General features: G+C 51.5%; 12 protein-coding genes. 4 read left to right on the top strand and 8 right to left on the bottom strand.

Features of this window, described 5'->3' with window-relative positions; translation table 11 throughout:
• Positions 1 to 25: 25 nt before the first annotated feature.
• The 7 genes from KJY73_RS13995 to KJY73_RS13965 form a co-directional block, all read right to left on the bottom strand.
• The gene (locus KJY73_RS13995) at positions 26 to 2,848 is read right to left on the bottom strand and encodes a TonB-dependent receptor domain-containing protein (protein WP_214344332.1); all 2,823 of its coding nucleotides are present in this window, start codon (positions 2,846 to 2,848) and stop codon (positions 26 to 28) included.
• A 311-nt stretch (positions 2,849 to 3,159) separates the two neighbouring features.
• On the bottom strand, positions 3,160 to 4,608 hold the full coding sequence (locus tag KJY73_RS13990; protein ID WP_214344331.1) for a basic secretory protein-like protein: 1,449 nt from the start codon (positions 4,606 to 4,608) through the stop codon (positions 3,160 to 3,162).
• A 73-nt stretch (positions 4,609 to 4,681) separates the two neighbouring features.
• Entirely contained in the window at positions 4,682 to 5,854 is a 1,173-nt protein-coding gene (locus KJY73_RS13985; protein ID WP_214344330.1) for an AGE family epimerase/isomerase, read from the bottom strand.
• Between the two features lie 7 nt (positions 5,855 to 5,861).
• Positions 5,862 to 6,857 (bottom strand): carbohydrate kinase family protein, encoded by a 996-nt coding sequence (locus KJY73_RS13980; RefSeq protein WP_214344329.1) that lies wholly within the window; start codon positions 6,855 to 6,857, stop codon positions 5,862 to 5,864.
• On the bottom strand, positions 6,854 to 8,092 hold the full coding sequence (locus KJY73_RS13975) for a sugar MFS transporter (protein WP_214344328.1): 1,239 nt from the start codon (positions 8,090 to 8,092) through the stop codon (positions 6,854 to 6,856). Before KJY73_RS13975 ends, KJY73_RS13980 begins: the two co-directional genes overlap by 4 nt.
• 51 nt (positions 8,093 to 8,143) lie before the next feature.
• Complete coding sequence (locus tag KJY73_RS13970) at positions 8,144 to 10,630, bottom strand: GH92 family glycosyl hydrolase (protein ID WP_214344327.1); 2,487 nt, start codon at positions 10,628 to 10,630, stop codon at positions 8,144 to 8,146.
• A gap of 20 nt (positions 10,631 to 10,650) precedes the next feature.
• Entirely contained in the window at positions 10,651 to 13,041 is a 2,391-nt protein-coding gene (locus KJY73_RS13965) for a GH92 family glycosyl hydrolase (RefSeq protein WP_214344326.1), read from the bottom strand.
• Positions 13,042 to 13,202: 161 nt separating this feature from the next.
• Here KJY73_RS13965 and KJY73_RS13960 point away from each other — a divergent pair, with 161 nt between their 5' ends.
• From KJY73_RS13960 to KJY73_RS13950, 3 genes are all read left to right on the top strand, one after another.
• On the top strand, positions 13,203 to 14,216 hold the full coding sequence (locus tag KJY73_RS13960) for a LacI family DNA-binding transcriptional regulator (protein WP_214344325.1): 1,014 nt from the start codon (positions 13,203 to 13,205) through the stop codon (positions 14,214 to 14,216).
• 156 nt (positions 14,217 to 14,372) lie between these two features.
• Complete coding sequence (locus tag KJY73_RS13955) at positions 14,373 to 15,137, top strand: sulfite exporter TauE/SafE family protein (protein ID WP_214344658.1); 765 nt, start codon at positions 14,373 to 14,375, stop codon at positions 15,135 to 15,137.
• A gap of 116 nt (positions 15,138 to 15,253) precedes the next feature.
• Positions 15,254 to 16,141 carry a hypothetical protein gene (locus tag KJY73_RS13950; RefSeq protein WP_214344324.1) on the top strand — a complete coding sequence of 296 codons (888 nt, stop codon included), beginning with the start codon at positions 15,254 to 15,256 and terminating at the stop codon, positions 16,139 to 16,141.
• 91 nt (positions 16,142 to 16,232) lie between these two features.
• On the opposite strand, the gene KJY73_RS13945 is transcribed toward KJY73_RS13950, so the two are convergent.
• Positions 16,233 to 18,098 (bottom strand): FTR1 family protein, encoded by a 1,866-nt coding sequence (locus KJY73_RS13945; RefSeq protein ID WP_214344323.1) that lies wholly within the window; start codon positions 18,096 to 18,098, stop codon positions 16,233 to 16,235.
• 209 nt (positions 18,099 to 18,307) lie between these two features.
• Between KJY73_RS13945 and KJY73_RS13940 the strand changes: the two genes are divergently transcribed.
• Entirely contained in the window at positions 18,308 to 19,483 is a 1,176-nt protein-coding gene (locus KJY73_RS13940; RefSeq protein ID WP_214344322.1) for a DUF5009 domain-containing protein, read from the top strand.
• Positions 19,484 to 19,504 lie beyond the last annotated feature (21 nt).

The following is a 19,504-nucleotide window of genomic DNA, read 5'->3' as shown; positions in this document are numbered from 1 at the left end:
CGGCCCACGGGGGGCCGCTACTCAGTTAAAATGACATGGTGTAACGAACGCGGAACTGACGCCCCAGCGAGTTATAGGCACCCGCGTTATAGAATGGGAACCGGTCAAAGGTCTCATCCTGCGGAGGCATGGCGTTGAGTAAGTTGCTGATGGTGAATATCAGCCGGTTATCGTCATTAAACTGATGTCCCAGGGTGAGGTTGTAGGTGGTCCAAGCGGGCAACTTCTGGCGTTTTCCATAGGCAGCGTTATTCCACAATTCACCGCGATAGTTTGCTTGCAAGGACAAGGCCGTACCTTGGTATTCCCAGGTCAGATTGGCATTTGCCAGGGTCTTGAAGTCATAGTTATCCTGATCATCAAGTTTGTCTTGCAGCTCATCCTCTACCTTGAGCTTGGTTTTCTTTTTGGTGACCCGGGTCAGGTTACCGTTGTATTTAAAGGTTCCCCAATCATCTGTGGCATATTCGCCTTTAAAGCCAACATCAACACCGGCGTCCTGGCGTTCTGCGGCATTGATATAACCTTCGGTTACCGTGTGAATGGCATAAGGGTCGCCAGTGATGCTATTGCCAAGATAGTCAGTGCCCTTACCACTGGCATCATAGCGACCAATACGAGATTTCATGTCAGCACAAAGGGCCGAATTAGCATCCTCTTTTCCTGTGCTGCAGTCATAATCCAGCGCGATGATGTAGCCAGCCCCCAAGGTCGTGACTTTGTTCTCAATTTGAATATCGTAGTAATCCAAATTGAATGACAGGTGATCATTGAATTGATATACCAACCCTGCGGTCAGGGTACTGCCGGTTTCTTCCTTAAGGGTTTTGTCCCCTCGGGAAAGAGACTCAAAAGACGCCGGTAAGGCATTAATATCAGGATTTGAGGTGTCTAACTGTTTACAGCTTAACGCCAGCGCGTCACTGTCATAGCCAGCAGCATTGCCGTTGTTGCTTAAGCTCACACAAGCATCTGCCAACATCCTGTCATTACCCTGACCAAAGTTGCCGGCAAAACCTTTATACACGGCTGCCATATCCGGACCACGGAAAGTAGTGGCAGCAGCTGTACGGAAGATAACACTCTCAACAGGTCGGTAGAGCACCCCAAGCTGACTGGTGACGGCCCCACCAACATTAGAGTCATCGTCATAGTAGTCGTAGCGAAGCGCACCTTCCACGTCCAGGGTATCGGTTATCGGCACTAGTACCTCACCAGAGATACCATATCTGTCGCGCTCCCCTTCGGTAATCAGTCCGGTCAGTCCGGCAAATTCCTTATTAAGAATTCGTTGGTCCGGAATGGCAGCGGTACTTTCATTCAAGTACTCGGCGTATAAGGAGAAGGACACCGGACCGGCTGGCAAATCAAACAGATCGCCGCCGATACTGGCATTGATAGTGTTGTTTTGTGACTTGCCGTCATAGGTTGCCCAATCTGCAATAGCAAATACCTGCTCTGGATTCATGACGCCAAACCACAGTTTATAGTCTGGGCGGTGAACGGGTAATCCGTTTACTTCACCTAGCTTAGGCCCCAGAACACTCTGTAAGCCTTCAACCGTATTGTGCAGGTATCTGTCCTTGAAGTTGTACACTGAGCGGGCAGCGCCAATGCTGTAGTAATAATCGCCCAAACTGCCGTCCAGACTGAGGGTCAGAGAGTACACATCATCGTTATAAGTACGACCAAAATTGTCGTCCGTATATTCTGAGTCCAGCACTTTACGCCACATGTACTTAATGGCGGCGCCCTGATTGCCGTCTTTGTCAATCAGGTCAGGATCCCAAAACTGGGTATCGCTGAAAAACAAGCTGCCGCGATTTCCCTTCTTTTCCTGATCCACATAGAAGCCGGTTAACGACAGACTAGTATCATCGTTCAACTGATAGCTGGCGTTCAGGTAGGTAGTGAGCTTCTCATTCTTGTTGATAAGATGCATTTCACCGGTTTCATCCCAGCCACAGCTCGGCCCATAATTGTTGCGCTTGATGTAGTGCAACACCGCTTTAGGATGACGGTTGTCACTGGTGTTGCAATAGGCTTCTGCATAGTTATTCAGAAACTCGGTTTGTTCGGAGTACACCGTAATTGAACGGTTCAGCTCGCGGTTAGCAGTGGGCGAAGGGTTGTCCCAAATGCTGTCATGATAGGGCCGATCTCCCGAGAACAGTCCATCGTTGGCGGTATATTGTAGTGAGTAGTCCAGCGACCAACGCTCCCCCTGAAACCCTCCGAACAGATTAATATCTTTTTGTCGATTGGAGCCGTAAGTATCTATACCGCCTTCCAGATCCAGATAGTGCCCTTGAATATTCTTTTTGGTGACTACGTTAACGACGCCCGCCATCGCGTCTGAACCATAAATTGCTGAGGCACCACCTGTTTGAATATCAATTTTCTCGACCATACCGGTCGGAATAACATCCACATTGACAAAGTTTGACTGGCCACCAAAGGGAATCGGATAGTTTGCCAGTCGTTTGCCGTTGACCAGTACCAGCGTATATTCCGGCCCCAGCCCCCGCAGGTTAAGTTCTTTAGCGCCGGGGGTGTACGAGCCGGTTTCCACCTCCCCCAGCACAGCCCCGGTTGCAGAGCTCAAATTAGACAGGGCGTCATAAACCGAATTGACGCCGCTTTTAATCATATCTTCAGAAGACAAAGACACGATATTAGCGGAACCTTCCAAATCAATACGTTTTATCCTGGAACTGCTGATGCTAATGCGTTCAATGCTACCCGCTTGCTCTGTCTCCACCTGAACAGGTTCCTGAGCTTGGGCATTTGCTGCCAAAATTGCGCTAACCAGCCAGGCGAGCTTAGATAGCGTGGTTCTATGGGTCATTTGTGGTGCTCCTATAGCGATGTTTTGCCAAACAATTAAATGGAACGTTCCACAAACAAACTACTAGAACCCTCTAAGCCAAGTAATACCTACTAATTGGTATTATTGGCTCCTTAAGCAATAAGCTAATACAAGAAGGTAAATAACAGGAACAACATATAGGAACGTTCCAATTTATATAGGTTCACGCGAAATTAACAACATGTCAACAATTCGATTGTATTTTTATTACAGCCTGTAAAGCACGGTATCCAGAAGCGACAATATGGGGGGCATGTGACCGCCCCGGCATGGGCGGCCACGAAGAAATGTTAATGAGCTAAGGATTGTTGGTATTCCTGCCATAGGCTATCAATAGGCTTGCCTATAATGGATTGAATGGCCTTTTCAAAGCTCCAGTCGTCCAGTGTAAGTGCCGACTGATTAAACTTGTAAGCCAGATCCGGCTCATAAGTATCCGCCAGATAGCTAAGGAAAAAGCCGGTATTGGTGTAGCCGCCTAGCCAACTGTCTGAAGGTTTAGGCGTACGGGTCTTATGAAAGCCAGCCTGAATACGCACCAGGTCTGCCATGCCTTCGATATAGGCATGCACACCAGGGTCACCGCCATAGCTGCGGTTTTTCGGCATTAGCTGATAGCCATGCACCAGCTCGTGCCACAGAACCCCCAGCAGTTCATAACGCACTTGCTCATCGGCCTGATCCTTTAAGCGCTCCGTGATGTATTTGGAGCTGAAGGCAATCACCATTTTTTTGTCGCTGCCGGCACGATAAGCCAGGGTATCCATCCACTTTAATTGAAACTCTACCTGCTCAAAGTCAGGCACCTGGGCAAAGTTCTTGTACAAGCGTTTGACCAGCTGATGGGTCACATTGTTGATATCGCCCTGCAAATCAGGCATCAGGCGCATCAAACGCTTAGCCCCTTCCGATTCGCTGTCTTCAAAGTTGATAATGACCTTAGGTGGCTTAAATCCCAACCAGGGCTTGGCCGGCTCCAACACTTTTACAGCAAAGGGGCGCTCAATAAAGTCGGTACCATAAGCGTTCTCGGTTTGCAGATTCACGCCATATACACCGGGCTGCGCATAAGTCACCTGAATTTTCTCACCGCTTCCTCGTTGTTGGCCCCCAGGGGTATACCAAACATATCCGCTTGGCTGATTTTCACTGGTACTGGTCAAGAAGATAGTCTGCCCCGGCGCAATCACCTGGCTGGACTGACTGAACCCAGCCAGAGGTAGCTTAGTGCGGGCATACAAACTGATATCCGCTAACTGCAGATACTCGTCGCCCCAAGGGGTTTTGCCGTTTTGCTGCATATCCAGTCGATAAAAACGGAATGCCTGCTGATTCTCCAGTGCAAAGCGCTTGGTCTGAGTGCGACCATCAAAGCGGTGCTGATCTACCTGATGCAGCACCTGCCAGTTGTCACCGTCCATTGACGCCAACAATGACCAGCTAACAGGATCCCGAGCTGGTGCATCTGAAGCTGAGGTCAGGCTGTAGGCTCTAACAACTTCCGTTTTGGGGCTTTCAAACTGGACCCAAGCTTGTTTCTTTTTGGACAAGTATTTGGACTGCAGGGAATCGTCAAATAGTTCACCCACACCTTCCCCATCAATAAAAGTGGGGTATTGGCCACTTATAACGCCGCCGGATACAGTGATATCGCGCAGTACGTCGGATGGTACCGACACCGTGGCACAAGCCCCTAACAATACACTTGGTAATAGCAGGGCTAATCGCTTTATTCTCATCTGTTTCTCCTCTTCAGGTCATAAACCCGGCCACCAAGGTGGAAGGTTCCAATTTCCATCCAAACAACAACCACTATCTCAGGGCGCGCAGTACCTCAAAGCACGCCAATAAAGTGTGGTAGTCACACTTGGCGCCCGCAGCACTTTTCTCGTCTGAATATTTACGGTTATCCCGGTACAACACTCTAAACCAAGCGCCGTATTGATGATCCACCATATGCTGATCGCTGTAGTGCCATAACATGTTGTACTGCTGGGCATACTTGTCATCACCAGTCAGTTTGAATAGCATCGCGGCGGCGGCAAAACTCTCGGCCTGTACCCAGAAATACTTGTCATCGTCACACCACTGACCTTGTGGGTCGAAGCCATACACCAAGCCGCCATGCTCAGCATCCCAGGCTTTGTCAAAGGCCTGGTCAAACAGGAAGGCCGCCTTCTCCAGCCACTTTGGCTCGGCGCGATGACGATAGAGTTGCAGCAATAATTTGGCCCACTCGGTCTGATGACCAGGCTGGAAACCCCAAGGGCGATACAAATTCTTCGGGTCGTCCTTGTTGTAGTCCCAATCAATAGCGAACTCAGGAGTGAAATGCTCCCATACCAGGCCAGCGGTTAACCCGGCCTGACGAAAGGCAATGTTCTCGGCAATCAGACAAGCGCGCTCAAAAAACTTGTGCTCCCCCGTAGCCTCAAATGCAGCGATCATGGCCTCACAAATATGCATATTGGCATTCTGACCGCGATAGTCAGATAAGGTACCCTCGACACTGATTTCATCGGCGTACAGGCCATACTCTGGCTGGAAAAAGCGCTGTTCCAGTAAGTCATAGGTTTGCAGCAGCTTGTCGTTGCTATTGATAATACCTGCCTTACGTACCGCCGCATAAGCCAGCAATACAAAGGCATAACCATAGGCCTGCTGGGTCATATCCAGCGGCTGATGGTCGCTCAGGGTCCAGGCATAGGTTTGGCTTTTTGCCTGCCAGTGCACCTGTTCCAGATAGTTCAACCCATGGCGGGCGATATCCAGATAATCAGGCCTGTTCAATACGCCAGCAGCACTGGCGTAGTTCACTATGATGCGGGTACTGGAGACCAGTTGACGAAAACCAGGAGAGAACACCCGCCCATCATCAAGAAAGTTCTGAAAATAGCCCCCTGTAGGGTCCACTACGCGATCAGTATAAAAATCCAAAATAGACAGACTATGCGCTGTCAAAAATTCACGACTCAGATAATCCATGCAAGACTCAGTTGAAATAGATTTGCGATTCACTTAGGGCAAGTTCCCTTGCCATTTGCTGTACTTCGGCTAATTCAGGCAAGGCCGGAAAGGCACCCGGCCGGGTCACGGCCAAGGCGCCGCAGCAGGCGGCAAACTGAATAAGGCCAAGCAGGCGTTGGGGAGCGTCCAGCAAGGCGGCAATCTGTGGCGTGCGGCTTAGCACATACAGCAAGCCGCCAATAAAGCCATCGCCACCGGCGGTGGTATCGGCTACTTTGACCTTGGGCGGCTGGTAATCGCCTAGATGGTTTTTGCTGCGATAGTGGATACTGCCGCCACCATCTGTGACCAGCAGCAACTGACAGCGCCCTGCCATCAGCCCATCCAGATAAGCCTGTACCTTTCCATCGGCCAGATACGCCAGCTCCTCGCTGGAAAATTTCAGGATGTCAGCCTCGGCCACCAGCGCGTTAACCACTTCCCGCTTAACCTGACCGCCTGTCCACAGGTTGTGACGCAGATTCACATCAAAACTCACCAAGCACCCTTTACTGCGGGCCATATCCAGGGCGTGGCGGGTAACAGATGCCATCGACAAGGTTGTCAGAGTATTTGAGCAAAAATGAAAGAGTGTCGCGTCTTCGAACCACCCCTCTTCGACCTGATCTTGGTCTAGCAACAGATCGGCGCTGTCCTGGCGATAGAATGAAAAGCGCCTGTCGCCCTGCTCATCCAGCTCAACAAAGGCCAGCGCAGTTTTAGCCACAGGATGACGACTTAAGTAGCGGGTATTCACCCCGTAGGCTTGCAGCGCTTCGGCAAGAAAATCACCAAACATATCTTCGCCGACCTGGCCAGCAAACCAGGCATCACCGCCGAGCTTTGCCACAGCCACGGCGGCGTTAGCAGGCGCACCACCGGGATACTGGCGAAAGCCATTGAGGTTTAAACGGTCACAAACCTGCTTGTCGGTATTCAAAAAGTCGATCAGCGCTTCACCAAAGCAAATCACTTTACTCATGCTGTTGCCTGCTGCTCATTGCGACGTGTGCCATACAGGGCATACCAGCCGATATAGACGTAGGCCAGTGCTGGCACAATAAAGCTCAGTTGCACATTGGTACTGTCGGCCACCAGTCCCTGCAACACAGGCAAAATGGCCCCGCCAACAATGGCCATGCATAGCAGGCCAGAACCGCGAGAGGTCAAACGCCCCAGACCACCGATAGCCAGCGAGAAAATGGTCGGGAACATAATGGAGTTAAAGAAGCCTACCGCTAAAATTGACCACATTGCCAGCTCACCGACGCTGTTCATGGACAGCACAATCAGGCAAATAGCCAGACTGGCATTACCAGCCAGTACATAAACTGGCGCAATGACCCGGGTTAAGGCCGCACCAATAAAGCGCCCAATCATGGCGGCGCCCCAGTAATAAGACACCATTGCACCCGCTTCCTTAGCACTTAGCCCGCCAATATGACTTTCGGCGAAATAGTTAACCAAAAAGCTGCCTACCGCGACTTCAGCACCCACGTACAGGAAGATAGCCACCACTCCCAGAACCAAGTGACGATGCTGCCACACCGAGGTTTTCTCACCCTCAAGGCCGGACGGCGCTTGGGCCTGAATGTCGGGTAAATGCATGGCCTTGAAGATCAGCGCGGTGAATACCGCCGCCGCGGCCAGGATCAGATAGGGTAGCTTCACCGCATCGGCGGTAATGGCTGCACCGGCCGCACCAAAAATCAGTACAGTACCAAACAGCGGCCCCAGGGTATGACCCAGCGAGTTAATGGCTTGCGCCAGGTTTAAGCGACTGGCACTGGTTTTCTCCGGACCTAAAATCGCTACATAAGGGTTGGCAGACACCTGCAATAAGGTAATACCAGAGGCCAGCACAAATAGCGCCAGCAAGAATACCCCGTAGACCTTCACCTCAGCGGCCGGATAAAACAAGGCACAGCCCAAGGCAATAGTGCAAAGGCCGGTGATGATACCGCGACGATAACCGATTTTTTCGATCAGCATGCCGGCAAAGGGCGACACAATAAAATAGGCCCCGAAGAAGCAGAACTGCACCAGCATGGCCTGGGTGTAGTTGAGGGAAAACACCTCTTTAAGATGGGGGATCAAGATGTCATTCAGGGCGGTGATAAAGCCCCAGATAAAAAACAAGGAGGTCATTACCGCAAAGGCAAAGTGCTGAGGCTTTTGCGAGCCGCCGCTGACCTGAGTTGGAATGGCGCCAGCCATAGTAGTCTCCAAATAAAGCGTAAATTGAGGGGCATAAAACGCCCCAGGTTATCAGGGGTTAACCGCGTAACTGGGCGGACGGTGTTCAGGCGCCTGACCAAACGAGGGGTTAGGCATATCTGACAGCTTGAATTCCAAGGTCACAGGTTGGTTAATGTGTGACTCATCAATCCAGCTCCTTGGGCTGTCCACACCATTCACCTTGAGGCTTTGAATGTAGCGGTTAGTATCCGATGCACCCTCAGCCTGGATGCTGATGTTACCGATCTGCGCCTGGCTAAATGCCGGGCTGGACAAGACCATATCGGCACGGCCGGGATACATAGGGTAAAGCCCCAGCGCACTGAACACATACCAGGAAGACATTTGTCCGAGGTCGTCCTGGCCCGGAATGCCATCCGGTGCATCCAGCCACAGCTGCTTCATGGTTTCCCGCACGGTTTCCTGAGTTTTATGCGCGTTACCGGTAAACAGATACATCCAGGGAGTGAGAATAGATGGCTGGTTTGACACATCGGCAAACTGCGCTGAGTTGCGATACAGCACCCATTCGCCCTGCGCATTTTTAAAGTGTCCGTCCAAGCGGCTGGCTGCCTTGGCATCACCGCCCAGGGTATTTACCAGGCCAGCGCCATCAAACGGTAGCATCCACAGATACTGAGCCGGACTACCTTCCACAAACAAGTGGCCGGAATAAGGGTCAAAATCCGCCTTCCAGCTGCCGTCCTGGTTGCGCCCTTGAATGTAGCCAAGTTCACCGGTTGCCTCGCTGTTATACAGGTTCTTCCAGTTACCAGACTCACTTAAAAAGCGCTGGGCATGCTCAGCCTGCCCTAAGCGTAAGGATAGCTGTGACATGGCAAAGAACGCCGAGGCCTGCTCCAGCGTTTCAGACGCGCCTTCCCAGCTGTTGGACTTATCCGAGATGTAGCCCAATTGCTGCCATTGATCCAAGGAAGGATGCTGACCACGGCAGAACACCGGACAGCCTTCATAGGACAAGTCCAGTTCGGTGGGCACAGTGGCCGCCCGATACAAGGATTGATATGCACCTTGCACATCAAAGTCATCGGCGCCAAAGGCCACAAAGTTGGCAATGGCAATAGTGGAAGGGTCGCCACTCATAACGCCGGTGGCACCGTTATTGTGAGTCCAGCGGTCCCAGACACCATTGTACTGATTGGCCTGATTGAGTAATGACTGGGCGATATCGCTACCGCGTTTTTTATCCATCATGGTCACCAGCTGCAGCTGTGAACGGTACACATCCCAACCGGAGAAATTGGCATACTGTGCCTGCTGACTGCCCTGCACCTGATGGGGTTTCTGATCAAAACCGGCGTACTGACCATTCACATCAGAGAATACATTGGGGTGGAACAGACTGTGATAGAGCGCGGTATAAAATACGCTAAGCTGGCTTTCGTCTTCGGACACCACTTTGACCTTACCAAGCTCGTCATTCCAAGCCTGATAGCTGCCCTGACGCACTGCGGCAAAGTCTTTGCCGTCTTGCTCAGCCGCGAGGTTTTGTCTGGCGTTATCCAGGCTGACGTAAGAAATGCCCACCTGCATGGTCACCGTCTCTCCGTCTTCAATACCCAAATCCACCCACACACCCGAGCCTTTACCCAGATCCGGCCAGCCGTTGTCACCGTAGCCCATTCCGCCTTTGGCAGAGTCGGCGCCAGCTTGTACTTGGTCGTCCTGCCAGGCACCGCTACTGAGGATGGTTTTATCCAGCTTGGCCACGAAGTGCAGGGTGTAGTAATCGCGCTGATTGAATTCACCCAGATAACCACAGAAGTTGCCCGAGGTGACATAACCGGTAATTTCGCCTTTTTCAGCATCCACCTTGGCATAGGCATCACCACTACCCAACTGAGAGTGAGCGGCACGGATCAGCAGTTTGGCCTTGTCCGCTTCACTGAAAGTAAATTTGGCAATACCGGTACGCAAGGTGGCGGCGAGCTCGACATTGACACCATTATCCAGGCCCACCTGATAGTACCCCGGGATAGTAGTCTCATTATCGTGGCTGAACCCAGCACTGTAGTAGCTGTCCAGTTTGTCGGTGGCCGGTGAATGCTGGATATCACCGGTAAAGGGCATCACCGGCACGTCACCGGATGCGCCCATACAGCCCGTGCCTGACAGGCGGGTAAAGGAGAAGCCCTTAATGCGGGTGGCATCATAGTTGTAACCGCCCGGGGAGACCGGCACACGCTTATTCTCATCCATGGTTTTTTTACGGATGCGCTCACTTTCGTTCAGCAGCTCCTCGGTATAGGAGGTTTCCGGGCCAAAGTTAAACATGCCAAAAGGCAGCACCGCACCGGGCACCACGTTGGCCGCCTGGCGATGATCAAAAGGTCCCTTAGTACCAATTAACGGGTCGACATAATTTGCCGGGTCACTCACATAATTTACCGCCGCAGCCGACACAGATTGGGGCACCGGCGTGCTTTGCTGTTTGGCAGGCGAGCAGCCTGCCAGAATCGCCAGGGTCAGTGCCGACAGAAGAATAGGTTGCTTCATGGTTATTCCTTGCATACGACTTAGCGCCCTTTAGCGCTTGAAGGCGGGCGCTGCGACTTGGCCTTAGCCCAGCCCTTGTTAGGCTTGCTACCCATCACAAAATGCAGCTTTCCGCCTTGCATAATATCGGCGTGGGTCACATAACTGCGCTCCAAAGCTTTGCCATTTAGGGTCACACTTTGAATATACAGATTGTCCCTTGACAGCCCTTCGGTGGTCATGGCAAAGGTTTTGCCATTGGCCAGGCGGAAAGAAGCTTGCGGCACCTGCGGCGCACCAATGGCATAGGTCAGGTCGCCCGGCGCCACGGGATAGAAGCCAATGGCAGAGAACACATACCAGGCTGACATCTGTCCTACGTCGTCATTACCAGCCAGGCCGTCGGGTTTATCTGAAGACAGGGTATCCATAATCTGGCGGATACGCTGTTGAGTGCGCCACGGCTCACCGGCGTAGTTATACAGGTAGGCGATATGATGGCTGGGCTCATTGCCGTGGGCATACTGGCCAATCAGGCCGGCAATATCCTCATGTTCTTTGATCTTTTCGTGTGACAGCTCTTTGGTAAACAAGGTGTCCAGGCGCTCAACAAAGGGTTTATCACCGCCAAACAGATCAATCAGGCCCTGCACATCATGCGGTACATAGAAGGTATATTGATAGCTGTTACCTTCGGTGAATGGTCCCATGTACTTAGCGGCTTCAGGGTCAAAGTCAGGATCCCAGTTGCCTTTGCTGTCCAGTCCGCGCATAAAGTTCACACGCTTATCAAACACATTGCGATAAAACTGACTACGACGGTAAAACTCCTCGGCGTTAGCCTTATCTCCTAAGGCTTCAAAGAAGCGGGCAATGGTGAAGTCGTCATAGGCATATTCCAGCGTGATAGATACCGACTCCGGCAACACATCCATGGGCACATAGCCGTATTGCTTGTACTCGGGAATGGCGTCAAAACGGGGGTGGTTGGCGGTGGCCAAAATAGCTTCTTTGGCCAGTTCCACATCAAAACCACGGATACCTTTAAGATAAGCATCAGCAATCACAGACACGGCGTGATAGCCAATCATGGTCCAGGTTTCATGACCCTGGAAAGACCAGATTGGCAGGATCTTGTTGGGGCTTTGCTGATAATGCACCAACATAGAGGTGATCATATCGTTAACCCTTTCTGGATCCACATAAGTCAACAGCGGATGCAAGGCACGGTAGGTATCCCACAAGGAAAACAGGGTGTAGTTGGTAAAGCCCTCGGCCTTGTGAATAGCACCATCTACGCCCAGATACTGACCATTCACGTCCTGATAAATAGAGGGCGCCTGCAGGGCATGGTACATAGCCGTGTAGAACTGACGTTTTTCTTTCAGCTCACCTTGCATATCGATGCCAGCCAGCTCGTGATCCCAAGCATTGCGCGCCTCGGCACGCACCTGATCAAAGTCCCAATGGGGAATTTCAGCCTGCAGATTTTCAAGCGCATTGGCGTGACTGACCGCCGACATCCCTACTTTAATTAACAGAGGCTTGTCTGTGGGTTTATTAAAGTGCGCCATGACCTTAATAGCTTTACCGGCAGTGTACTGCTCCGCCGGATTAACAATAGTGGAGTGCTTATTACCACCATTGTCCAGACAGCCGTTACAACGGTAGCGGGCATTGTCTTCGTTAATCAGCTCAATATCGTCGAAAGGACGGGAAAACTGCACAGCAAAATAGGTTGGACGGTTTTTCGCCCAGCCGTTAGTGCGGCGATGCAGCAGCAGGGTTTGGTCATCAATAACTCTGGCATCTGACCAAATCACTTTATTGCTGAAGTTGTAAATAGAGTGGGTCAGATCCATCAGCACGTGACCGGTTTCACCGCGACTGAAGGTGTAGCGGTGAATACCCGCTCGTACTGTGGTAGACACCTCGGCATGAATATTATAGTCCAGCAGGTCTACGGCATAGTAACCCGGCTCGGCCCATTCACGCTCATGGCTGAAACGGCTGCGATACCCTGATTCGGGGTTGTTGACCGTGCCGGGCTTGGTGTGAGCAACACCCACCATGGGCTGGATCAGCAAGTCACCTAAGTCTGAGTGGCCGGTTCCTGAAAAATGAGTGTGTGAAAAACCCAGCATAGTGGTATCGTCATGATGATAACCGGCACAGCGTTTGTAGATTTCAGGTTGCGGGTCAACACCGCGGGACACTGCCTCAGTATCCGGACTTAGCTGCATCATGCCGAAAGGCACCACGGCACCGGGGAAAGTATGACCGTCACCACCTGTACCGATGAAAGGGTCAACAAACTGACTGTTACCGATTTTAGGAGGAGTACTCGCTATGGCAGGTAAATGTATCAGGCCGCTAAGCAACCCCGCCAGACACAGCTTAAGCCATTTTCCTGTTGTCGTTGGATGGGACATCGCCAAATCCTTCTTAGTTAATAAAGCCACAATCAGGATCGTTCACAGTAATTTAATCAATTATGGAACGTTCCAAAATTGTTAACGAGTTTAAATAAGCCTATCGTATTGTTCAAGGCATTTCGGATCGATGCCGGACGATAAAACCACGATTTATTACAATGACTATAAGTAATAGCAACAAAAACATTACAGTTTTCGACGTCGCCAGACAGGCCGGCGTATCCAAATCCACCGTTTCTTTGGTATTAACGGAAAGCGACAAAGTCAGTGACCGCTCCAGAGAAAAAGTCCTTAAAGCCATTGAAGAACTCGGTTATGTATACAACCGGGATGCTGCAGCCCTGCGCAGTCGTCGCTCCAATCTGGTCGGTATCGTCATCAATGACCTGACTAACCCCTATTCGGCCCAGCTGGCAGTAGGTTTGGAGAGGCATATCCGGGCCATGGATTATATGTCCGTACTGGTAAACAGCGGTGAGGACTTTGCCACCCAGAAACAGCTAGTGCAGAAACTCAAAGAATACCGCTTGGCTGCACTGGTCATCTGTCCGGCTCCCGGAACTGATGCGGCATGGGTTAACCAGCAGATAGATGCCGGTATCCCGGTTATCCATATTATGCGGGATGTTGCCGGTGCCCGTGCCCCCGTGGTGATCCCGGATAACATCAGAGGAACCCGTTTGGCCACTCAGCATTTGCTCAACCGTGGCTTTAAACACATTGCCTTTATCGGTGGTAACGAGAGTATTTCTGACTTCCATGAGCGCTTGTGTGGTTTCAATCAGGCTGTCGACGGTGCAGGCTTAAATAAGCAACATATCACCCGTATCCAGGCTCAAACCAACCGTCATGGTGGACGACAAGCCGTAATTCAGGCGCTGGAAGCCGACCCTTTGCTGCAAGCCGTGGTGTGCTTTAACGATGTGATTGCCTATGGTGCCATTGAACAGCTACGTGCCTTAGGCCGGGTTCCCGGACAGGATATTGCGGTGGTGGGCTTTGATGATCTGGAAGACTCCTGCCGTATGTCTCCGGCGTTATCCACCGTGCATATCGATGCCGACAAAATTGGTCGCGCGGTATGCAGACTACTAGGCAATAAAAAAGATGCGGTCGCCTCTGAGGGACGTATTTTGGTAGATGTGGAGTTTATTCCACGCAGCTCTGGTTAAGGTCGGCTGCGCGTTTGCCCAGGTTGTTGTTCCATTCGGTTAGCCAGACGGGTTATCTTCTTGATAAAACACGATGATCTGCGAGCAGTGTATAGCGCAGGCGCGAGCCAAGCTGGTTAAGATAGAGCATCCCAAATGCTAACTTAGTCCTTTGTGATGGAATGGATTGCGGTGCTACTGGCTGGATTTCTTGGCGGGCTGTTAAATGCCGTTGCGGGCGGGGGGAGTTTTTTCACCCTGCCAGCCTTGGTCTTTGCTGGTCTACCTAGCATTTCAGCCAATGCCACAGGCACAGCGGCATTACTGCCTGGCTATATTGCCAGCGCCTGGCGATTTCGACGTGATATCCAGTGGCCGGCCAATATGGGCCTTTTTACCTTAAGCATCTTAGCTATAGCTGGCGGAAGCCTCGGCGCGGCGGTACTACTGGTGTCCAGTGAACAGTTGTTTGCCACGCTTATTCCCTGGCTTATCCTGTTTGCCACCTTAGCATTTGTGTTCGCCCCCCGGCTGTTGCAAAGGCTGCAATCCAAGACCAATCAAGTTCCTGTAACCACGAGAAAGTCTCAGTTACTGAATATCAGCATATTATTTGCGGTCTGTGTGTATGGCGGCTATTTCAACGGGGGTCTGGGCATTATCCTGCTGGCTGCCCTAGGGCTGATGGGGCAAACCAATTTGCACGGAATGAACGGGGTTAAAAACCTTATCTCCGCGCTCTTAACTAGCATAGCCGTCGCCGTTTATGCAGTAGGGGGCGCCATCTCTCTTCAGCATCTGCTGGTTACTAGTATCGCTGCCCTCGCAGGCGGCTACGCAGGGGCCGCATTTGCCTACCGAATTCCTCAGACCTACTTGCGCTATTTTATCGTCGCCGTGGGCCTGGGTATGGCATTCGTCTTTTTCATCACCTCGGCATAACCTCTTTACTGGTTTCATTAAGCTGTCATGGTTTTGAGCTGGAATAGCCTGCCCTCCCCCTCAATGAGTCTTGTGCCTTGAAGTTATCTTGCCTCACTGCCTGCATATTCTTGTCTATGCTGCTCCCAAACATTGCCCAGGCTCACCCACAGGGCTGGCAAGCCAAGTTGGTCGGTCAACTGCGCTTGGATCAACGTTCGGGTAAAGACCTGCGCTACCAGTATCGCTTGCGGTTTTATCCCGCCTATCAGATGAACCAGGACTGGAGCCTGCAGGCCTTTATCGCTACAGGTCAGGGGTTTGCTTCCAGCCACAACACGCTAGATGATAGTGAAGCCGATCACCTGTATCTGCGCCGTTTGTATGTGCGCCACGAGACCAGCGAGGGTAAAACCGAGATTGGCGTTATCCCTACCTACAAGGGGGACGTAGCCTCGACCGGGCTTGCAAAAGACGGCTGGATTAGCGGTCTGCGCCGGGTGCATAAATTTAATGCTGACTCACGCCTGGAACTGGTAGTAGGTGAACTGGCCCATCTCGATAACGCCAATGCCTGGCAAAAGTGGCACAGCCTCAACTATGCCGAACTGGAGCTGAGCAGTCGCCTCAGCCAGGCCATAAGCTATGAACTTAGCCTGGAGCATATGCTGGGCGATAATTTCCTGCGTGGCGAGCTGCGCTATCACGCAAAGTCAGGACAAACTTATGCGCTGGAACTGATAGACCGACTGGACAGCAACAGAGTAAAGCTGGTGCTAAGTTTCGCTGCGCCCCTGCCCTGGCTGGGCACGAATACCGAACTGTTCAGCCATTACAGCTACGCCGACAAAAGCTTTGGCCAGCGCGCGGAACTTACCGAAGACTTTCTGGAATACGGTCATGCTATTGCCCTGGAGCTGGATGGCAAATTAGCTACAAAGTCCTGGGGATGGTTCGCCAAATTTGAGCACTACGCCGCGCAAAGCACCAACCGGGCGCAGGTGGGAATTAAGTTTTCATTCTAACCGGGCATGTCCTGTGGCAATAAGGCCAGACAGCCCGACGTATTGCCGTGCACATAAAAAAACGGCGCCGCAGCGCCGTTTTTCTTATCTATCAGGCCGGTGTTTTTCGCTGCACTAAGGTCATCAGTACAATCAATACAATTACCGCCGCCTGAGAAGCCAGGGTGACGCCATCGGCATAAATGCCCAACCAGGTAGCTTCAGGCAGGTTCAACGGAATACTGACAATACTGCCGGTTTCCTGCAACGCCGCAATTCCACGCCCGGCAAAGATCACCGCCAGGGCAAACATAATGGCGGCGTTGACTTTGAAGAACATGGCCACAGGCACACGCATGGCCAGCTTAAAGATCACAATACTCAGCACCACCAACAGCACGGTAGCCGCCAACATGCCAAACAGCACAGCCTGTTGACCTTCCACACCAGCCTGTAACCACAAGGCTTGATAGAACAGAATTATTTCAAAGATTTCACGATACACGGCAACAAAAGCCAGTACCGCAAAGCCGATGTTTTGTCCGGAACTGAGGCTGGCACTTAACTTCTCTTTGATATATTGCTGCCAGTTACTGGCATGGGCCTTGGAATGCATCCAAATTCCGACCCACAGCAAAATGGCAGTGGCCAGCAAGGCTGTCATACCTTCGGTCAACTCACGGCTGGCACCTGAAATATCAAACAAGTAATTGGCGACCGCCCAGGTTGCTACACCGCAGATCAGCGCGGCTATCCAGCCTCCATGCACATATTTCAGGCTGCTAGAAGCACCAGAGCGGCTCATAAAGGCATAGATAGCCGCCAGTACCAGAATGGCTTCCAGCCCTTCACGCAACAGGATAATCAACGACGCCACAAAGCTCAGCAAAGGTGACAAGCCGCCTTCGGATAACAGAATCTGTGCTTTGTCGAGACCTGACTGAGCAAGCTGATAACGCTGCGCCAACAGAGGTTCTGGTAGTCCATCACGCAGTCCGTCACGATAGGCAAACATGGCCAACTCGATGTCCTTACGCAGGGTTTTGTCCAGATTGTCGAGACTGGCTTCCACCAGCTCAAAACCTTCCAGATAAGCGCCGATAGACAATTGATAAGCTTTGTCCAGGTTACCCGACTCTACCGCCAGCCAGGAATCAGCCAACGTTTGCTTGGCATATGCCAAAGGAGATGGTTTATCCGATTCGATACTGTCCGGGTGGGCACGCAGCTGCACAAACTTAGCGACGTCCTGGCCACGAGCTGCAACCTGGGCGGGGGTCAGGGTAGCCAGCTCATCCAGACTAAAGGGCGATTTTACTTTCTGTTCTGGTGCTTCGGTCACATACCCCGCCACAAAAGCGGCCAGCGACCAGCGCTCTGCTTCTGACAGATTGGCATAGCTAGCCATTCCTGTTCCTTCCACCCCCAAAGTAATAGTGTTGTACAACCCGAATAAGGTCAGCTCATTCATACGCTCGTTATCATGGAAGTTGGCGGGTGCAGGCTCCATTCCGGCTCCGGCGACACCATCTCCAAGACCGGTTGCACCATGACAAGCCGAACACATTTGCTGGTAGAGATTACTGACGCTGGCAGGTACAGGGGTACCCCGTGGTGCCAGTTTAATATCATAGGCCAGGGTCACAGCTTCACTCAGCGCCGCCGTCATGGCCTTGATCTCTGCACCGGGTCTCTTTTGTTCAATAAGCTGCTGCAGGGTGCGACTATCCGCCAGCAATTGTGGCGTTTTTTCAGTAGCCGGCAGGCTTTGCAATATGGCCTCAACCGCCTCGGCAAACTCTACCTGCTCGACATATTCACCTTGATCGACCACCTGACCGTCAGCCACCGTCATGGGATAATCCACACCAACATAGGACAACAGATGCAAAATACGCTCAGGGCCTGGGCCGGAGGCAAACGCAACCTGGCTTATCAAGCAGAATAACAACACCAGCGGTTGGATTATTCTCTTCATTAAATGCATCCTCTATTAATAACTATTCTCGTTTATTATTTCATCCCGCCTCATCGAGAACAACTCTCCTTTGCAGATGAATTTTCACCACTGGCCGTTTTTCTCTACAAGTTAATTTGTCACTAATTATTGAAAGTAAAATGTTAATTAGTTGCAGAGCAACGCGGAATTGAGTAGGTTCTGTTCACCCTTTCCAACATGGACTTGTGATGTCTACTTTGACTTCCGGAAGAATACTTTCCATCGATCTGTTCCGTGGCCTGACGATTCTGGTCATGGTGTTTGTTAACGAACTAGCAGGCATTGCCGACATCCCCGCCTGGATGAAGCACGTTGCTGCAGATGCCGACACTATGACCTTTGTCGACTTAGTGTTTCCGGCTTTTCTGTTTATTGTCGGTATGTCCATTCCCTTCGCAGTGCAAGCCAGGGTCAGCAAGGGGGATAACAGCTGGGAAGTATTCAAGCATGGCCTGGTCAGGGCTTTGGGTCTGATTATTATCGGTTTTTACATGGTCAACAGTATCGGCGGCTACGACGCGTCGGCTATGGCTATCAGCATTCCACTTTGGACCTTCTGCATGTACATCTCTGTGCTGCTGGTGTGGTGCAGTCTGCCCAAAGACTGGAGCAATGCATTACAACTCAGTGTCAGAGCTGTTGGCATTGCAGGTCTGGCCATATTGTGGTGGTTATTTGAAGGGCCAGACAATACCTGGATGACCTACCAGTGGTGGGGCATATTAGGCCTTATCGGCTGGGCATATCTGTTTGCCTTGATTGCTTATTTGCTGGTTGGTCAGCGCCCTTTGCTGATTGGCTTGGTCGCCCTGGGTTTTATTGGTCTATTCCCACTCTTTGCCCAATTCGAAGGCCAGTCGGGTTTACTGGGCTGGTTTGCCCAGGAAAATCGCAACCATACGCATACTGCCATGGTATTGGCTGGAACCCTGATGTCGTTGCTGTGTTTTGATAACCGTTATCCCAAGCGCCACCTGAATCTTGGACTGTATATTCTGGTCAGCGGTATTCTGGCTTATGTCAGCTGCCAGCTGTGGCCAATTTCTAAAATATGGGCCACGCCAAGCTGGGCGTTACTGAGCATCTTCTTTTGTAGTGTGTTGTTTGCGCTCTTCTATCAACTGTTGGAAGTACAAAAATACACCGGCATAGTTAAAGTATTTGAGCCTGCGGCCAATAACCCGTTGCTGATCTATATTCTGCCTTACATTCTTGCCGCTGGCTTGGGGAGTCTGGGCCTGACTTTGCGCCCGGAAGCACTGTCTTCCGGGGTCCCAGGCATGCTGTGGAGTGTGGCTTTTGCCCTGGCGATGATGGTATTGGTCACCCTGCTCAACCGGGTAGGTGTGAGGCTGAAGTTATAACTGCCAGAAGCGATGAACCTT

Source organism: Bowmanella yangjiangensis (assembly GCF_018531185.1).
GTDB classification, from domain to species: Bacteria; Pseudomonadota; Gammaproteobacteria; order Enterobacterales; family Alteromonadaceae; genus Bowmanella; species Bowmanella yangjiangensis.
The sequence above is the reverse complement of the archived record's forward strand: the minus strand, read 5'-3'. Positions and strand labels throughout refer to the sequence as shown.